The 16,656-nt window shown below is 31.0% G+C and carries 13 protein-coding genes and 2 riboswitches; of the genes, 11 read left to right on the top strand and 2 right to left on the bottom strand.

Annotated elements, in window-relative coordinates; genetic code table 11:
• The first annotated feature begins 104 nt into the window (after nt 1-104).
• Complete coding sequence (locus ABF633_RS08855; RefSeq protein WP_415523331.1) at nt 105-2,990, top strand: EAL domain-containing protein; 2,886 nt, start codon at nt 105-107, stop codon at nt 2,988-2,990.
• 9 nt (nt 2,991-2,999) lie between these two features.
• Here ABF633_RS08855 and ABF633_RS08850 read toward each other — a convergent pair whose 3' ends face one another.
• A complete protein-coding gene (locus tag ABF633_RS08850; protein ID WP_415523330.1) occupies nt 3,000-5,225 on the bottom strand; it encodes a diguanylate cyclase domain-containing protein in 2,226 nt (741 codons plus the stop codon).
• A gap of 136 nt (nt 5,226-5,361) precedes the next feature.
• Between ABF633_RS08850 and ABF633_RS08845 the strand changes: the two genes are divergently transcribed.
• Complete coding sequence (locus ABF633_RS08845) at nt 5,362-5,526, top strand: LuxR C-terminal-related transcriptional regulator (RefSeq protein WP_415523328.1); 165 nt, start codon at nt 5,362-5,364, stop codon at nt 5,524-5,526.
• Between the two features lie 23 nt (nt 5,527-5,549).
• On the opposite strand, the gene ABF633_RS08840 is transcribed toward ABF633_RS08845, so the two are convergent.
• Complete coding sequence (locus tag ABF633_RS08840) at nt 5,550-6,056, bottom strand: LiaI-LiaF-like domain-containing protein (protein ID WP_415523327.1); 507 nt, start codon at nt 6,054-6,056, stop codon at nt 5,550-5,552.
• Between the two features lie 214 nt (nt 6,057-6,270).
• A riboswitch (TPP riboswitch) is annotated at nt 6,271-6,369 on the top strand.
• Nucleotides 6,370-6,489: 120 nt separating this feature from the next.
• On the opposite strand from ABF633_RS08840, the gene thiC reads away from it, so the two are divergent.
• From thiC to ABF633_RS08795, 9 genes are all read left to right on the top strand, one after another.
• On the top strand, nt 6,490-7,791 hold the full coding sequence (gene thiC, locus ABF633_RS08835; protein WP_415523326.1) for a phosphomethylpyrimidine synthase ThiC: 1,302 nt from the start codon (nt 6,490-6,492) through the stop codon (nt 7,789-7,791).
• 59 nt (nt 7,792-7,850) lie between these two features.
• On the top strand, nt 7,851-8,045 hold the full coding sequence (thiS, locus tag ABF633_RS08830; protein ID WP_415523325.1) for a sulfur carrier protein ThiS: 195 nt from the start codon (nt 7,851-7,853) through the stop codon (nt 8,043-8,045).
• A gap of 192 nt (nt 8,046-8,237) precedes the next feature.
• Entirely contained in the window at nt 8,238-9,002 is a 765-nt protein-coding gene (locus tag ABF633_RS08825) for a thiazole synthase (protein ID WP_415523324.1), read from the top strand.
• Between the two features lie 11 nt (nt 9,003-9,013).
• A complete protein-coding gene (gene thiH, locus ABF633_RS08820; protein WP_415523323.1) occupies nt 9,014-10,123 on the top strand; it encodes a 2-iminoacetate synthase ThiH in 1,110 nt (369 codons plus the stop codon).
• Between the two features lie 2 nt (nt 10,124-10,125).
• Entirely contained in the window at nt 10,126-10,728 is a 603-nt protein-coding gene (locus ABF633_RS08815; RefSeq protein WP_415523322.1) for a thiamine phosphate synthase, read from the top strand.
• 149 nt (nt 10,729-10,877) lie between these two features.
• Nucleotides 10,878-10,968: riboswitch (glycine riboswitch) on the top strand.
• Between the two features lie 239 nt (nt 10,969-11,207).
• Entirely contained in the window at nt 11,208-11,477 is a 270-nt protein-coding gene (locus ABF633_RS08810; RefSeq protein WP_415523321.1) for an ACT domain-containing protein, read from the top strand.
• A gap of 20 nt (nt 11,478-11,497) precedes the next feature.
• Complete coding sequence (locus tag ABF633_RS08805; protein WP_415523320.1) at nt 11,498-12,856, top strand: PFL family protein; 1,359 nt, start codon at nt 11,498-11,500, stop codon at nt 12,854-12,856.
• A gap of 317 nt (nt 12,857-13,173) precedes the next feature.
• Nucleotides 13,174-14,628, top strand: coding sequence for an MDR family MFS transporter (locus ABF633_RS08800; protein ID WP_415523319.1), 1,455 nt, complete (start codon nt 13,174-13,176; stop codon nt 14,626-14,628).
• Nucleotides 14,629-14,888: 260 nt separating this feature from the next.
• Nucleotides 14,889-16,631: an ABC transporter ATP-binding protein gene (locus ABF633_RS08795; protein WP_415523318.1), complete on the top strand. Its 1,743-nt coding sequence runs from the start codon at nt 14,889-14,891 to the stop codon at nt 16,629-16,631.
• Nucleotides 16,632-16,656: the final 25 nt, after the last annotated feature.

The raw sequence follows: 16,656 nt of genomic DNA, 5'->3' as shown, positions 1-16,656 counted from the left end.
ATTGTAAAATATATTAGAAAAAAATAGAAAAAATTAGATAAAGTTAGTATAATGTATATGACAGCTTTTTTATTAATTATTATTAAACTAATGCGGAGGTCACAATGCGTATTAAAACAAGACTGCCATTGATGATAATTTTATTATCTTTAATACCTTTATTTTTAGTGAGCTTTTTAATATATGATCATACTTCTAAAATTCTTATAGATAATGGTAAAAATAATATATTACAGATAAGTAAAGGAGAAAGTAATACTTTAATAGCAATTATTAATGGACAAGAAAAAGAAGTAGAACTTTCCTCAGAGAACTTAAATGTAAAAAGTGCATTAGAAAATAGACTTATAAATAGAGATGATTCATTTTTTAATTCGCCACAGACAACAAGTTTGAGCAATGGACTTAAACAGAGAAAAGCTAAACTTTCTGAAATTCAACATTCCTTTGTAGTGGATTTGCAAGGTAATGTTATTGCCAGTAGTGATGAAAGTGCTGTAAAACTTAATGTGGCAGATAGACAGTATTTTAAAGAGGCTTTAAAGGGAAATTTATATGTTAGTGGTACGTTGCACTCAAAGGTTAATGGAGATTTAGTGGTGGCAATAGCTGCTCCGGTAAGGAATAATGAAGGTAATGTAATTGGAACTTATGTAAATGGCATATATGCTGACTATTTTGAAAATTTTATACATAATATAAAAAACGGTGAAACAGGTTATGCATATATTGTAGACAGTGAAGGATCAATTGTGGCTCATCCCGATGAGAAAAGAGTAGGTACAAAAATTGAAAATTTAAAACTTGGTAATGTTATTGAAAATATTAAAGATTATACAAAAACTTATAGTGCAGTAGATAGTTATACATATAATAAAGTAGACAAATTTATGGGATATAGTGTAATTCCAGATTTAAAATGGACTTTAGTAGTAACAATAAATGCAGATGAGATAAATGCACCAGCAGCTCTGGAATTAAAAATGATTATAGCCATTGCGGGATTTATATTGGTAATATCAGTTATTATAAGTATTTTTGCATCCAAATCTATAATAGATCCTATTTATTCATTGATAAATGTAATGAATAAAGCTGAAAAGGGGGATTTGAGTTCGCTGTTTGAGTATAAAGCTAATGATGAATTAGGAGTTCTTAGAGATAACTATAATAATATGATTAAAAGACTCAGCAGCAGTTATGAGGAGCTATCATCAGTGTATGAGGAATTATCAGCTACGGAAGAAGAACTTCGCAGTCAATATGATGAATTAATTAAAAATAAAGAGGAGCTGCAGATAAGTCAAGATAGATATAAGCAGGCTCTAGATGGAAGCAATGATGCTATATGGGAATTTAATATAAAAACTGGGGATTTTTTTGTATCTGATAAGTGGTATGAAATAACTGGATATATATCAAAAGTGGAAAATGTCAGCAAATTCATAAGAAAAGCAGTTATGCCTAAATACAGAAAAATATTGTATAATGCTATAAAAAAACATATAGAGTTAAAAACACCTTGGTTTGAAACGGAAATAAAGATAGTTACAAGTAAAGGTGAAAGCAAATGGATTTTAAATAAAGGAAAGCTTATTAAAGATAGTTATGGTAACTTTATAAAATATTCAGGTATAATTTCAGATATTACACTTAAAAAGAATTCAGAAGAAAAGATAAGGCAGTTGGCCTATTATGACTCACTAACTGGGCTTCCAAATAGATTGACATTTATTAAGGAACTAGATAAGGAAATAAAAATTTGTGAAAAAAATAATAGAACAGGTGCAGTGCTTTTTTTTGATTTGGATGATTTTAAAAGAGTTAACGATTCATTGGGACATGATGCTGGAGATAGACTTTTAAAAACTATAGGAGATAAATTTTCTGACATAATAGATGATAAAAATATGGTTTGTAGATTTGGGGGAGATGAATTTTTAATTCTCATGCGAAATATAGCTACAAAAAATGAGATTATAAGTTTTGTAACTAATATGATAAATATATTTAATAATGGCTTTGAACTTAATAAAAAACAAACTTTTATAACTTGTAGTATAGGCATATGTATGTTTCCAAAGGATGGAAAAGATAATAATGTTATTTTAAAAAATGCTGATACAGCTATGTATAAAGCTAAAGAAACAGGAAAAAACAAATATGAATTTTATAATGGGGAAATGTCAGAGGGATTAAACAGATATATAAAAATAGAAAAGGCTCTTAGAGATGCAATCTATAATGATGAAATATACTTATGTTATCAACCTCAAGTAGAGTTGAAAACTGGTAGAATTATAGGTACAGAAGCACTTATAAGGCTTAAAAATAACGAATTGGGATTTGTATCTCCCGATAAATTTATTCCTGTAGCAGAAAAGTCGGGACTCATTATACCAATAGGTGAATGGGTAATGAAAACTGCATTTAAACAAAATATGAAATGGATAGAGAGGGGATATGGATACAAACGTATTTCAATTAATGTTTCATCAGTACAACTTAAACAGAGTAATTTTGTGGATAAGGTTAAAAAACATATAAAAGAAGCTGGGATACCTCCAGAACTAGTAGAAATAGAGATAACAGAAAGTGTTTTAATGGAATCTCTTGACACAAATGTAGAAATATTAAGGCAGCTTAGAAAATTTGGAGTTAGAACTTCTTTAGATGATTTTGGAACTGGGTATTCATCATTAAACTACTTGAGGATGATACCCATCGATACATTAAAAATTGATAAATCCTTTATAGATGATATATGCTTTAATAAAAAGCAAGAAGCCATAGTAGATGGTATAGTCAATATTGCTCATAATTTAGAAATTGAAGTAGTAGTAGAAGGGGTAGAAACCCCGGATCAGCTTCACATACTAAGTCGGAAAAAATGTAATATTATTCAAGGATATATATTTAGTAAGCCAATGGTGGCAGAAGATATAAATGATATAATAAAGGGAGAAACTATTATTTTGCCTTTTAACTAAAGTTAAAATTTATTTTGGGACATAACCAGCTATTTGATTTCTCCCTCTTTCTTTTGCGGCATATAAAGCGGTGTCAGCTTGCCTTATAAATTCATTTATAGTTATATTGTCATTTGGAATAACGGAGGCTGCTCCAAGGGTTATAGTAACTATATTTTTGATATTTGAAAATTCATGTTTAAGATGTAGATTTTCTATTTCAGTTCTAAATTTTTCACCAAGCTTTAATACATTATTTAAAGAAATATTTGGAAAAATTATCACAAATTCATCGCCGCCGTACCTGGCAACTATATACTTTTTATCAATATAATTTGAAAGGGCAGAACCAATTGCAGCCAAACATTTATCGCCTTCAACATGGCCATAATTGTCATTATACTGTTTAAAGCAATCTACATCTAGCAAAATTAAAGATAAATTATGTTTGTTTTTCTTTGCTAAATCCCATTGAATATTCATAACGCTATCAAATTTTCTTCGATTAGGAATACCAGTAAGACTATCATTTTCTGATATGTATAATAGCTTATTATTTAATTCTTCAAGTTCCTGCTGGATTTTCTTCCTATAATCAATCTCAATTTTAAGACTGGTAGATTTGATAGCATTGTTTACGGCAATTGATGCATAGGCAGAAAGAGCCTTTAACATTTCTACATAGATGGTCTTAAAAGCTCCTTTTTCAATACTTTGAGCTGTCATAACACCTAATAAATTATTATCTATTATAAGTGGAAAGTAAACAGCTGAGTTTATTATAATTCTACTAGTATAGTTATGAAGATAGTTTGAGTCCTCTACGTATTTGGAATACTCACTCTGAATATCATTTATAACTACAAAATGTCTATTTCTCAGGCAATAAGCTGCTATGCTGGATTTACTGTCAATAGAGGCATCCGCCATGTCAATAATTTTGTTGTCTTCATTATAATAATTATACTTAAGAAGCCCATTTTCTTCATCATATAATGCAATACCAAAGGTAGATATACTAACAAAGGTTCTAACACTATTGCAAAGTATATCTAGAATTTCATCCAGATTGAGAGTAGAAGTAATTCTCTGCCCTAACTCACTAATTATAGATATATTTTTCAAGTTTTCCATAAGCTTTTCGGATTTTTTTCTGAAATTCTCACTTTTTTCCATTATGTTAAGTTTTTCTCTTTGTAATTCTTGCAGTTTGATTTTTGCTGTTATGCTATTAAGTCTTTGAGCATGTATAGTTTTTTCAAATTTTTCTTGATACTGAAAGTATAATTTATAGTATTTGTAGGAATTTTTTATATCTCCTATTTCTTCATATAATTTAAAAAATCTTTTACAGATTTCTATTGTTTTAACAAGAATATTATTTTTTATAGATATATTAAAGGCAATTTCTAGTTTATCCAGTGCACTATTAATATTTCCTCTATTTTTAAGATAATTACTATAGTCTAAGAGTACAGTAGCTTTGTAATATATATAAGTTTCTTTTAGGTCAACATCTAATGCTTTACAAAAGTATTGCTTTGCACGCTTAAAATCTTCTTTTCTTTCATAAATGAGGGCTGATATCCTATAAGCTTCAGGTAAAGCTAATTTGTAATTAAATGAATTCATTAGTTCAATGGATTTATTTAAAAGTGTAAGTGCTTTTTCATAATGGCCTTTTATATAATTCATTTCTCCAAGATTACATAATGAGATACCAAGAGTGGAGATATAATTTAATTTTTTATCAAAGGTTTCAGCCTTATTATAGAAGATAAAGGCATTTTCATAATCTCCAAGAGATTTGTATATTTCTCCAATGTTTGTGGATGTTTTTGCTAAGTAAAATTTATAAGTTGAATAACTATAATAGTTTTTGCTTACATTTATTTTTAAGGCTATTTTTTCAGCATTATTATAAAAATTAAAGCTTTTTTCATAATCTCCAAAATTAAGTAAATTATTTCCTATATATATTAGTGCTAAAACTTGCAGATCACAAATAGATTCTTTTTGTGATATACTTAAAGATTTAAAAAGAAAAACTAAAGATTTTTCATAATTACCTATATTAGTTAAGGCTTCACCAACTCTTAAAAGTGAAACAGCCATACCCGTAGTATAATTGATTTTTTTACATAATTCATAGGCTTTCTCACCTAATTCTATTGTATTAATACAATTCTCATATTTAAATTTATCAAGTTTCCATAAAATTTTATCTATGCTGGTTGTATCATCCATGTTAACCATAAGAATCAATCACTCCAATGTATTTTAATGAGTTTAATATATTAAAAATATAACAGTAAAATAAGATAAATTCAATTATTACCTCATGTATAATTGAATTATAAAAATATTTAGTATTTTAGCATGAATATACATTATGAATTTGCAGGAAGAGGTAATAGATAGAATAGTTGATATATCAGCATTGAATCTCATAACTAATGAAGAATTCTTAACCAATAGAGAAGTGGAAGTGGTGTTAGAGATTAGTGAAGGGCTTTCCAACAAAGAGATAGGGGAAAAACTTTGCATATCTTTATAAAGACTGAAAATACAGAATCTCTTTTAATAAAGTTTTTTGCTTTTAAAACTATTAAACAATATAACTATCCCAATTAATATAAACAAAGCAGGTACTAGTATACTTCCGTTAATCCACCAGAAAAAGTCATTCATTATTATAATCGCTAGAGAAATTAGGGAAATCCCTCCTAAAATGAAGACTGGAATTAGCAGCCCAATTTGTTTATATCCAAATAAGTACAATTGAAATAAACCAATGGCTACTGCCAGAGGATATATAGGCCAAGTACTTGCGGCAAATTGCCAACCAGTAAAGGTTTCAAAGAAAAATAATAGTCCTAAAGTTGTCAGAATACCACCAGGAACCAAAAGTCCTGGATTTCTTTTTGTTAAGAAATAACCAGCCTCAAAAACTAAACCTGGTATCAATACGAATAATGGCCAAAAGTTACTTATGCTGAAAAAATTCAGATTAAGTATATTGTTTAATAATAATATAGCACCAATAATTACCAGAATTATACCTACTGACAATCCTTTTTTATCCATTTTACACCTCCAAAAATAAATTTTATTTATTTGCTTAATAAATTATGTAAAAATGTTACATAATTTATTATACATTAATTTTAAACAAAATTAACCTAATTTCGGCTACTTTTTCTATAAAAACATCATCAAAATTTAAACTAACTATATAATTTTTTAAAAATAATTTTACAATGAGTAATTTTAGGAGTATACTATATACAATAACTAAATAAGTATTTGCTAGGGGTGCCGTAAGGCTGAGAAGGAGGATTCCTAACCCTATGAACCTGATATGGCTAACACCATCGTAGGGAAGCAAGGGTTTGTATATTACAGAGCTTGCTTTATGCAGGCTTTTTATTTTATAAACGCATAAAGAGACCAAACCTGATGTTTATCCTGCATCAGGTTTGGTCTCTTTTTAAATTAAAGATAAAGGAGTGTTACTATTATGAATTATACAACACAAATGGATGCAGCAAGAAAAGGAATAATTACAAGAGAAATGAACATTGTTGCAAGAAAAGAAGGTATGGAAGCAGAAAAATTAAGAGAATTGATTGCAGAGGGAAAGGTAGTAATACCAGCTAACAAGAATCATAAATCTTTAGATCCAGAAGGTATTGGAGAAGGACTTAGAACTAAGATAAATGTAAATTTAGGAATATCAAAGGATTGCTGCAGTATAGAAAAGGAATTGGAAAAAGTTAGAGTAGCCATTGAGATGAAGGCAGAGGCAATCATGGATTTATCCAACTATGGAAAAACTGAAAACATGAGAAAAAGAGTTATAGATATGTCTACGGCTATGCTTGGAACTGTTCCCATGTATGATGCTATTGGCTTTTGCGATAAAGAACTTAAGGATATAACTGTAGACGAATTCTTTGAAGTGGTAGAAAAACATGGGGAAGATGGTGTGGATTTTATTACAATTCATGCAGGACTTAATCGAGAAACTGCAACGGCAGTAAAAAATAATCCTAGATTAACTCAGATAGTATCCAGGGGTGGAAGTCTTTTATTTGCATGGATGGAACTGAATAATAGGGAAAATCCATTTTATGAATATTATGACAGACTTTTAGATATATGTGAAAAATATGATATAACTATTTCTTTAGGAGATGCTTGCAGACCTGGTTCCCTAAAAGATGCTACAGATCCAGCTCAGATTAAAGAACTTATTACATTAGGTGAACTTACTAAAAAGGCTTGGGAAAGAAATGTACAAGTTATGATAGAAGGACCTGGACATATGGCTCTTAATGAGATAAAAGCTAATATGCTTTTGGAAAAGAAATTATGTCATGGTGCACCTTTTTACGTATTAGGACCTTTGGTAACTGATGTAGCTCCTGGATACGATCATATTACTGCAGCTATAGGTGGTACAGTAGCTGCTTCCAGTGGAGCAGATTTCTTATGCTATGTTACTCCAGCAGAACACTTACGTTTGCCATCTCTAGAGGATATGAAAGAAGGAATAATTGCCTTTAAGATTGCAGCTCATGCAGCTGATATAGCTAAAGGAATAAAGGGAGCAGTTGAATGGGACAATGCTATGAGTAAAGCAAGAGCAGATCTTGATTGGGAAACTATGTTTGACCTGGCTATAGATGGAGAAAAAGCTCGTAAATATCGTATGGAATCTTCACCAGAAGATCCGGAAACCTGCACAATGTGTGGAAAGATGTGTTCCATGAGAACTATGAAAAAAGTATTGAATAATGAAGCTTTAAATATAAAATAAAATTTTAAATATTATTTTCAAATAAGGGCAGATGTATGAATTTTAGGAGGTGATATTACATGCTAGTCAACGGAAAAAAAATGAACTTTAAAGATGGTATAACCATAGAAGAATTGCTGAATGAACTTAAAATAGAAGCTTATAAGGTAGTTGCAGAAGTTGATTTAAACATCGTAGACAAAGAAGAATATGCAGTAACTAAGCTCACTAGTAATTCTAAAGTAGAATTGATAAGATTTGTAGGTGGGGGCTAATAAGTTAAGGATTTGCACACAAGATAATTTATCCGATGACTACCCACTCTAATACTCCCATCTTCTTCAAGTGGAAGTAAAGAGTGGCTACGTCCCTGGATAACGACTTCTAAGCATCAGATGGAATAAAAACTTCACCTGATGCCAAGAATTCTGTTTATTCGAAAATGTCTAAAGTGAGGAGATAATAAAATGGACGAACTTATTATTGGCGGAAGAGAGTTAAAAAGCAGACTTTTTATTGGCAGTGGAAAATATTCTTCAAATAAAATCATACCTGAATTATTAGAAAAGAGTGGAGCTGAGGTAATTACTGCAGCGCTTAGAAGGGTAGACTTTGATTCTGAAGAAGAAAATATTCTAAACTATTTAGGTAAAGATTCTATAATAATGCCTAATACTTCAGGGGCAAGAAATGCAGAAGAAGCTATTAGACTAGCTAGGATCGGTAAAGCAGCAGGCTGTGGAAATTGGGTAAAGATAGAAGTTATTTCAGATAATAAATATCTTCTTCCAGATAATTTAGAAACTATAAAAGCTACAGAAGTACTGGCAAAGGAAGGTTTTGTTGTGTTACCATACATGAATCCTGATTTGCCAGATGCAAGAAGAATGTTAGAAGCAGGTGCAGCTGCAATAATGCCGCTGGGATCTCCTATAGGAAGCAATAGGGGAATCAGAACAAAAGAGATGGTTAGAATTTTAATAGAGGAAATAGATTTACCTATAGTAGTAGATGCAGGAATAGGAAAACCATCTGATGCTGTTTTGGCTATGGAAATGGGAGCATCAGCAGTACTTGTTAATACAGCACTGGCAACAGCTGGAGATCCTGCTCTTATGGCAGAAGCCTTTAAGCTTGCCGTTGAAAGTGGAAGAAAAGGTTATTTGGCAAAATTGGGTGTAGAAAAAAGTTATGCTGAGGCATCTTCACCATTAACAGGATTTTTAAGATAGGAGATGGGATAATGAGTTTTTTTGATGTAGCCAGTAAACTACAAGATTATGATTTTGATGGTTCTTTCAATAGTGTAACTGAAGAACAGGTGAAATATGTTCTAAGTAAAGATACTTTAGATAAAGATGATTTCATGTGCTTACTTTCACCGGCGGCAGAAAAATTTATTGAACCTATGGCGCAAAAGGCTCATAAAATTGCAATTAACAATTTTGGTAAAGCAGTTACCTTGTACACACCTATATATATAGCTAATTATTGTGTTAATAAATGTGCATATTGCGGCTATAATGTGGAAAATGATGTTCATAGAAAAAAACTTAGTATGGAAGAAATAGAGAAGGAAGCAAAGGCAATACATGCCTCCGGTTTAAGACATATAATTCTTCTCACTGGAGAATCAAGATTTCATAGCCCAGTATCCTATATAAAGGACGCTGTAAAATTGTTAAAAAAATATTTCAGTTCTGTCTGTATTGAGATATACCCTTTAGAAGAAGATGAATATAGAGAACTTGTGGAAGCTGGAGTAGATTCACTTACTATATATCAAGAAACCTATAATATGGAGAAATACGATGAAATCCATCTGGCAGGACCTAAAAAGAATTACAGATATAGAGTAGAAACCCCAGAAAGGGCTGCAAGAGCAGGAATAAGAGGAATGGGAGTAGGTGCTCTTTATGGCCTTGAAAACTGGAGAAAAGAAGCTTATTTTTCTGGACTTCATGCAAGATATATACAAGATATGTTTCCATACATGGAAATAAGTATGTCCGTACCAAGAATCAGACCTCATGCAGGAAGCTTTACTGATATTAAAGATGTAAATGATAGAAATTTGGTACAGATAATGCTGGCCTTTAAAATATTCCTTAAGAGATCAGGAATAAATGTAACTACTAGAGAATCTGCACAGCTTAGAGATAACCTTATACCATTAGGAGTAACTAAAATTTCTGCTGGTGTTTCTACAGAAGTTGGTGGACATTCTTGTAAAGCTGAAGATCAAGGGGAAAAACAGTTTGAAATATCAGATAAGAGAAGTGTAAAGGAAATAAGCGATATGCTTAAGGCTAAAGGTTACTGTCCTGTTATGAAGGATTGGGAGTACGTTTAAGTATGGATGGAAAATTATTTGTAGTTACTAATAGAAAGCTTATAAAATATGGAAATCTAATTAATGTGACAGAGGCTATAGTAAAAGGTGGCGCAGATGCTATTATTCTGAGAGAGAAAGATCTCTCTTCTGAAGAACTTTGTAGTTTAGCAGTTAAAATGCAGGAAGTTGTCATGGATAGAATTCCTCTAGTGATTAATGGAAATTATGAGGTAGCTGTTAAATGTAAAGCAGAGGGTATTCAACTAAATTACAATACTTTTTTAGATTTTGATAAACCTTATGACAAGCTAAAGGGAGTTTCTATACATTCCTTAGAAGAAGCAAGAAAGGTTTATGATATAGGAGCAAATTATGTTTTAGCTGGTCATATATTTAATACAGCCTGTAAAGCTGGACTTCCGGGTAGAGGAACAGAATTTTTAAATGAAATTTGCAGTAAAGTATCTTTGCCAGTAATTGCTATAGGGGGCATAGAGCTTAGTAATATAAGTAATGTCCTAAGTGCAGGAGCTAAAGGTATAGCCTTGATGTCCTCTGTTATGGAAGCTGAAAATCCAGAGGAAATTGTTTATAAAATGAAAGAGGCTATTAACAATTATTAGAAAATTAAATGTATATATTCATTTTATATACATTTTTCTTTGTAAAATTTGTTTTTTTTATTGATTTATACAATAGTATTGTGTTAGAATAGGTTAGACAATTTAATAAGTCGAATGAAGGTAGTGGGATAATTCTTTAAACCGCTATTGGACGAAACTCTGGAGAGACTCAAAGGAGCACCGAAGGGGAAAACTAAAATTTTTAGTGAAACTCTCAGGTAAAAGAACGGAGATTATATGTTAAAGAAACCGTCTATGTGATATAGATATTTTAATTCTCACATATGAAGTTGTTCTTAATTTTTTATGCTTCTCAGAGACTAATTTTAAATTTAGTCTTTTTTTATTTCTATATATTGATTCTTTTGAGTTTATTAAGGCATATACAAATAAATAACTAGTTAGTATGCTGGTAGTCTATTTATTTGAATATACCTAACTTATTAATAAAATTCATTATTCAGGAGGAATTTGTTAAAATGAAATCATTTATTACAGTAATCGGAGAAGACAAAATAGGTATTATTCAAGGCATAACTTCAATATTAGCAGAAAATAAAATAAATATTATGGATATAAATCAGACTCTTTTGCAAAACTATTTTACGATGATAATGTTTGTGGATCTATCTAAAATGGAAATAGATGCTAAAGAACTTAAGGAAAAGCTTGATATTGAAGCTGATAAACTTGGAGTTTCAATTAAACTTCAACGTGAGGAAATATTTAGATCCATGCACGAAGTATAATAGATTGGAGAATTGAAAAAATGATTAATAACAAAGACATACTTGAAACCATAAATATGATTGAAAAAGAAAATCTGGATATCAGAACAATAACTATGGGTATATCACTTTTAGATTGCTGTGATTCTGATGGTAAAAAATCCAGACAAAAGATATACGATAAAATAACAAGAAAAGCCGAAAATCTAGTTAAAATAGGCGAACAAATAGAACTGGAATATGGAATTCCAATAATACATAAGAGAATATCTGTAACTCCTATGGCATTGGTTGCTCAGAGCAGCAGTGATACAGATTATGTGGAATATGCAAAAGTAATGGATGAAGCTGCAAAAACTGTAGGCGTTAATTTTATAGGTGGATTCTCTGCACTGGTACATAAAGGATGTACTAATGGAGATAGAATACTTATAAAGTCTATTCCAGAAGCATTGGCAGTTACAGAAAGAGTTTGTTCTTCAGTAAATGTAGGAACCTCAAAAGTTGGAATAAACATGAACGCTGTAAGGGATATGGGAGAAATAGTAAAGCAGGCAGCTTATCTTACAAAAGATAATGGAAGTATTGGCTGTGCAAAGTTAGTAATCTTCGCTAATGCAGTAGAAGATAATCCTTTCATGGCAGGAGCTTTTCACGGTGTTGGAGAAGCAGAATGTATAATAAATGTAGGTGTTAGTGGACCGGGAGTTATAAAATCTGCTTTGGAAAATGTGAGAGGTGAAAGATTTGATGTAGTGGCTGAAACTATAAAGAAAACTGCTTTTAAGATAACTAGAGTTGGTCAATTAGTTGCTACTGAGGCCTCAAAAAGACTTGATATACCTTTTGGAATAGTAGACTTATCTCTTGCACCAACTCCAGCAGTAGGTGACAGTGTAGCTAGAATACTAGAGGAAATTGGTCTTGAAGCTTGTGGTTGTCATGGTACAACTGCTGCACTAGCTATGCTCAACGATGCAGTTAAAAAAGGTGGAATAATGGCATCTTCTCACGTTGGAGGATTAAGTGGTGCTTTCATTCCTGTAAGTGAAGATGAAGGTATGATAAATGCCGTTGAAATTGGTGCATTGAATATAGAGAAGCTTGAAGCAATGACTTGCGTTTGTTCAGTAGGTCTTGATATGATTGCTATCCCTGGTGATACACCGGCATCAACTATTTCCGGAATTATTGCCGATGAAGCTGCAATTGGAGTAGTAAACAATAAGACTACAGCAGTAAGAGTAATACCTGTCTATGGAAAAGGTGTTGGAGACAAAGTAGAATTTGGCGGACTTTTAGGAGCTGCACCAATAATGCCTGTAAGTAAGTTCTCCAGCGAGGATTTTGTTGCGAGAGGTGGAAGAATACCTTCACCAATTCACAGCTTTAAAAATTAGTGGATATTTTAAGTCTATAAAATTAACTGTCTTATAATAAAAAAGCAATTTTTATTATAAGACAGTTTTTATTTAGGCATATGAAAATAAATAATAAGTCAAAGATGTTAGTTATTTATTTGAATGTGCCTAACTTTAACTTGGCAGAAACATGTTGAAATGATAGAATAATACTGTTGACATATCAACTGTAAAGTTAAATGGTATCTTTAGTGGTAATATTAGCTAGAATAGATGTTGTTTTATAAAAAGTCAAAGGTATTTATTTTAACTTATTTGTTTTTGGATGACTAATAATTAAAGGATGATATGTAAGTATGAATACAAAAAAGAGTAATATAATCATAGCATTAATGGTAGCAATGTTTTTAGGAGCGGTAGAAGGAACTGTAGTAACTACAGCTGTACCAACTATTGTTAAAGAATTGAATGGTTTCAGTGAAATAAGCTTAGTTTTTTCTATGTACTTATTGACTTCGGCAATTTCTACTCCTATATATGGAAAATTATCTGATTTATATGGAAGAAAAAATACCCTTACTTCAGGTATTATAATTTTTTTAATTGGAAGCTCTTTATGTGGATTTTCACAAAATATGTATGAACTTATAGTATTTAGATCTATACAGGGTATAGGTGCTGGAGCCATATTTACAGTAACTTATACTATAGTTGGTGATTTATTTACACTTTCTGAAAGAGCAAGGGTTCAAGGATGGCTGAGTACAGTTTGGGGTATAGCAAGTGTAGGTGGACCATTTTTAGGTGGATTTTTAATCCAATATCTGTCATGGCATTGGATTTTTTTTATAAATATCCCCTTTGGCATAACATCCATAATTCTTTTACAAAAAAATTTAAAGGAAAGCTTCCAAAAGAATAAAATTACTATAGATTTTTTAGGTATAATAACATTGTCCCTATCTATTATAATATTTTTATTTGGTATTTTCTCAATTTCAAATAATGCTAAATGGTATTCAAGATCTTTAATATTTTCTTTGATTATAACTACTATCTTTTTATTTATATTTTACTGTGTTGAAAAAAAGGCAAAAGAACCTATTGTGCCTTTTGAAATCTTTACTAAAACCAATATAATTGCTAATTTTATTAGTTTATTAGCTTCTGCTATTCTAATAGCTTTAGATGCATATATGCCTTTATATATACAGAATGTTCTAGGTTTTAGTGCGGTAATTTCTGGCCTAGCTATGGCACCTGTTTCTGTTGCATGGCTTTTGTCCTCTTTTATATTATCAAAAATTATTGATGTATATGGTAAAAAAGCAATGGTATGTATATCCTCTGTGGTTTTATTTTTAAGCTGCATACTTTTAGGTACATTATATTTAAAGGCTTCTTTGATGTTAGTTATATTATATACATCGCTTATGGGATTTGGCTTTGGGGGAGCTTTTACCACTTTGACAATAATAGTACAGGAATCTGTGGATTATAATAAAAGAGGAGCGGCTACTGCTTCAAATTCATTATTGAGAACTATGGGACAAACTGTAGGAGTAGCTGTTTTTGGAATTGTATTTAATCTTAATATCGTAAAATATTTTTATGGATTGGGAATGAATAATGTTGATCCTAATAGTCTATATAATTCAAATGAAATGAATATAGGGATTCCTGTTAATGAAATAAAAGAATCTCTAAATTATGGTATGCATATAGTTTTTCTGATATTAGTAGCTGCTGCTATAATAGGCTTAATATTATCTTTTATGCTTCCAAATACTAAGACATCCTCTACAAAATAATTATATAGTACTTTATACAGTGTATACTGCTGTTTATTAGTAGATTTGTTTTAAGTTATTATTGGTAATTGCATATCTATAAATAATTTGATAGTAATGTATAATAAGTTATATTCATCAATTAATATTACCTAGCAGGATTGTATACTCATATTAAATTTAGAAAGATTATTCAGTAATGTAAGGCTGTTATTTCTAGCTTTAGATGGTGTAGTATTAGATGAGATAGTCATCGGATAAATTAAAAAGAGGTGCAGTGAATGGAATTTTTAAAGAAATATTTTAAAAAGTATTGGAAAGGATTTTGTTTGGCAATAGCATTTCTTACTGTAGAGGCAAGCTGTGATCTTGTGCAGCCTACCATAATGTCAAAAATAGTAGATGTAGGTGTAGTAAATAGACAAATGGATTATGTGCTTAAGATGGGAGCTGTAATGCTCATGATTACAGCATTAGGTGCCTCAGCAGCCTGTGGTCGTAATTTCCTGTCCAGCAGTGTTTCTCAAAAATTTTCAGCAGATGTAAGATTAGATCTATTTAGAAGGATACAGGGATTTTCCTTTGATAATGTAGATAGATTTTCTCAGGCTTCCCTTATAACAAGAATTACAAATGATGTAACGCAATTGCAGAATTTCGCCAATGGACTTATGAGAATCTTCGTAAAATCACCTATTGTATGCATAGGGAGCATTATTATGGCTGTTAAACTTAATATTAGACTTTCTGTAGTTTTAATCGGTGTATTGCCCGTAGTTGCCTTACTTATATTTTTTAATATGAATATTGGATACCCTTATTTTGTAAGAGTACAGAGAGCTTTAGACAATGTTAACAGTATAATGAGGGAATATTTGTCTGGGGTAAGAGTGGTTAAAGCTTTTAATAGATTTAATTATGAGACAAACAGATTTAGAAATGTCAATGAGGAATATAGTGGTCTGTCCACTATAGCTATGCGTATAATGGCAGTATTTTCACCAATCAATGCTATTGTTGTGAATATTGGAATAATAGCAATACTGTGGATTGGTGCTGTTAATGTGAATAGAGGTAATATGCAGGTAGGTCAGATAATAGCCTTTATAAATTATATGACTCAAATACTATTTTCAATAATGATTATATCTATGGTGTTTAATACCTTTGTAAGAGCTAGAGCCTCAGCAGAACGTATAGGAGAAGTATTTATGGAGGAAAGCAATTTACAGTATGATAAAGATAATCAGCATAAAGAATTTAAGTACAAGGGAAGAGTGGATTTTGAACATGTGTATTTTTCCTATAATAATCAAAGTAAAGCAGTTATAAAGGATATCAATTTTACCTGTATGGCTGGAGAAACTGTAGGGATTATTGGAGCTACAGGTTCAGGAAAAACTACTTTGGTTAATCTTATTCCACGCTTTTATGATGTTAAGTCTGGCAGTGTGAAGGTTGATGGTGTAGATATAAAATATATAGACAAAGACATATTGATGAATAAAATAGCTATAGTTCCTCAGAAAACCATATTGTTTACTGGAACAGTTATAGACAACATAAGATGGGGTAAGGAGGATGCCACACTTGAAGAAGTGAGAGAAGCTGCAAAAATTTCCATGGCAGATGAATTTATCTCAAGTTTTCCGGAGCAATATGATACAAGACTTGGACAAGGGGGAGTAAATTTTTCTGGAGGACAAAAACAGCGTGTTTCTATAGCACGGGCATTGATTAAAAAACCTGAAATACTTATACTTGATGATTCCACTAGTGCTGTGGATGTTACTACAGAAGGGAACATAAGAAAAGGGTTAAAAAAATATGCCAAAGGACTTACTTGTATAATAATTACTCAGCGTATTACTTCTGTAATGGAAGCGGATAAAATAATTGTACTTGATGAGGGTAAAATAAAAGCTATTGGAAAGCATGAAGAACTTATGAAAAATTGTGATATATATAAGGATATTTTTAATTCTCAAATGGTAAAGGAGATGACCTCTATTGCCGGAGAATAATAAAAATGTTACAAGAGAAAATGTC

This window comes from Clostridium sp., assembly GCF_047718555.1.
Taxonomy (GTDB): Bacteria; Bacillota; Clostridia; order Clostridiales; family Clostridiaceae; genus Clostridium_I.
The sequence above is the reverse complement of the archived record's forward strand: the minus strand, read 5'-3'. Positions and strand labels throughout refer to the sequence as shown.

Excerpts from the sequence above, each read along its gene's own strand:
- ABF633_RS08825 (WP_415523324.1), top strand. The coding sequence starts at position 8,238 with ATGGACGAACTTATTATTGGCGGAAGAGAGTTAAAAAGCAGACTTTTT.
- thiS (WP_415523325.1), top strand. The coding sequence starts at position 7,851 with ATGCTAGTCAACGGAAAAAAAATGAACTTTAAAGATGGTATAACCATA.
- ABF633_RS08815 (WP_415523322.1), top strand. The coding sequence starts at position 10,126 with ATGGATGGAAAATTATTTGTAGTTACTAATAGAAAGCTTATAAAATAT.
- ABF633_RS08855 (WP_415523331.1), top strand. The coding sequence starts at position 105 with ATGCGTATTAAAACAAGACTGCCATTGATGATAATTTTATTATCTTTA.
- ABF633_RS08795 (WP_415523318.1), top strand. The coding sequence starts at position 14,889 with ATGGAATTTTTAAAGAAATATTTTAAAAAGTATTGGAAAGGATTTTGT.
- ABF633_RS08845 (WP_415523328.1), top strand. The coding sequence starts at position 5,362 with ATGAATTTGCAGGAAGAGGTAATAGATAGAATAGTTGATATATCAGCA.
- thiC (WP_415523326.1), top strand. The coding sequence starts at position 6,490 with ATGAATTATACAACACAAATGGATGCAGCAAGAAAAGGAATAATTACA.
- ABF633_RS08810 (WP_415523321.1), top strand. The coding sequence starts at position 11,208 with ATGAAATCATTTATTACAGTAATCGGAGAAGACAAAATAGGTATTATT.
- ABF633_RS08805 (WP_415523320.1), top strand. The coding sequence starts at position 11,498 with ATGATTAATAACAAAGACATACTTGAAACCATAAATATGATTGAAAAA.
- thiH (WP_415523323.1), top strand. The coding sequence starts at position 9,014 with ATGAGTTTTTTTGATGTAGCCAGTAAACTACAAGATTATGATTTTGAT.
- ABF633_RS08800 (WP_415523319.1), top strand. The coding sequence starts at position 13,174 with ATGAATACAAAAAAGAGTAATATAATCATAGCATTAATGGTAGCAATG.
- ABF633_RS08850 (WP_415523330.1), bottom strand. The coding sequence starts at position 5,225 with ATGGTTAACATGGATGATACAACCAGCATAGATAAAATTTTATGGAAA.
- ABF633_RS08840 (WP_415523327.1), bottom strand. The coding sequence starts at position 6,056 with ATGGATAAAAAAGGATTGTCAGTAGGTATAATTCTGGTAATTATTGGT.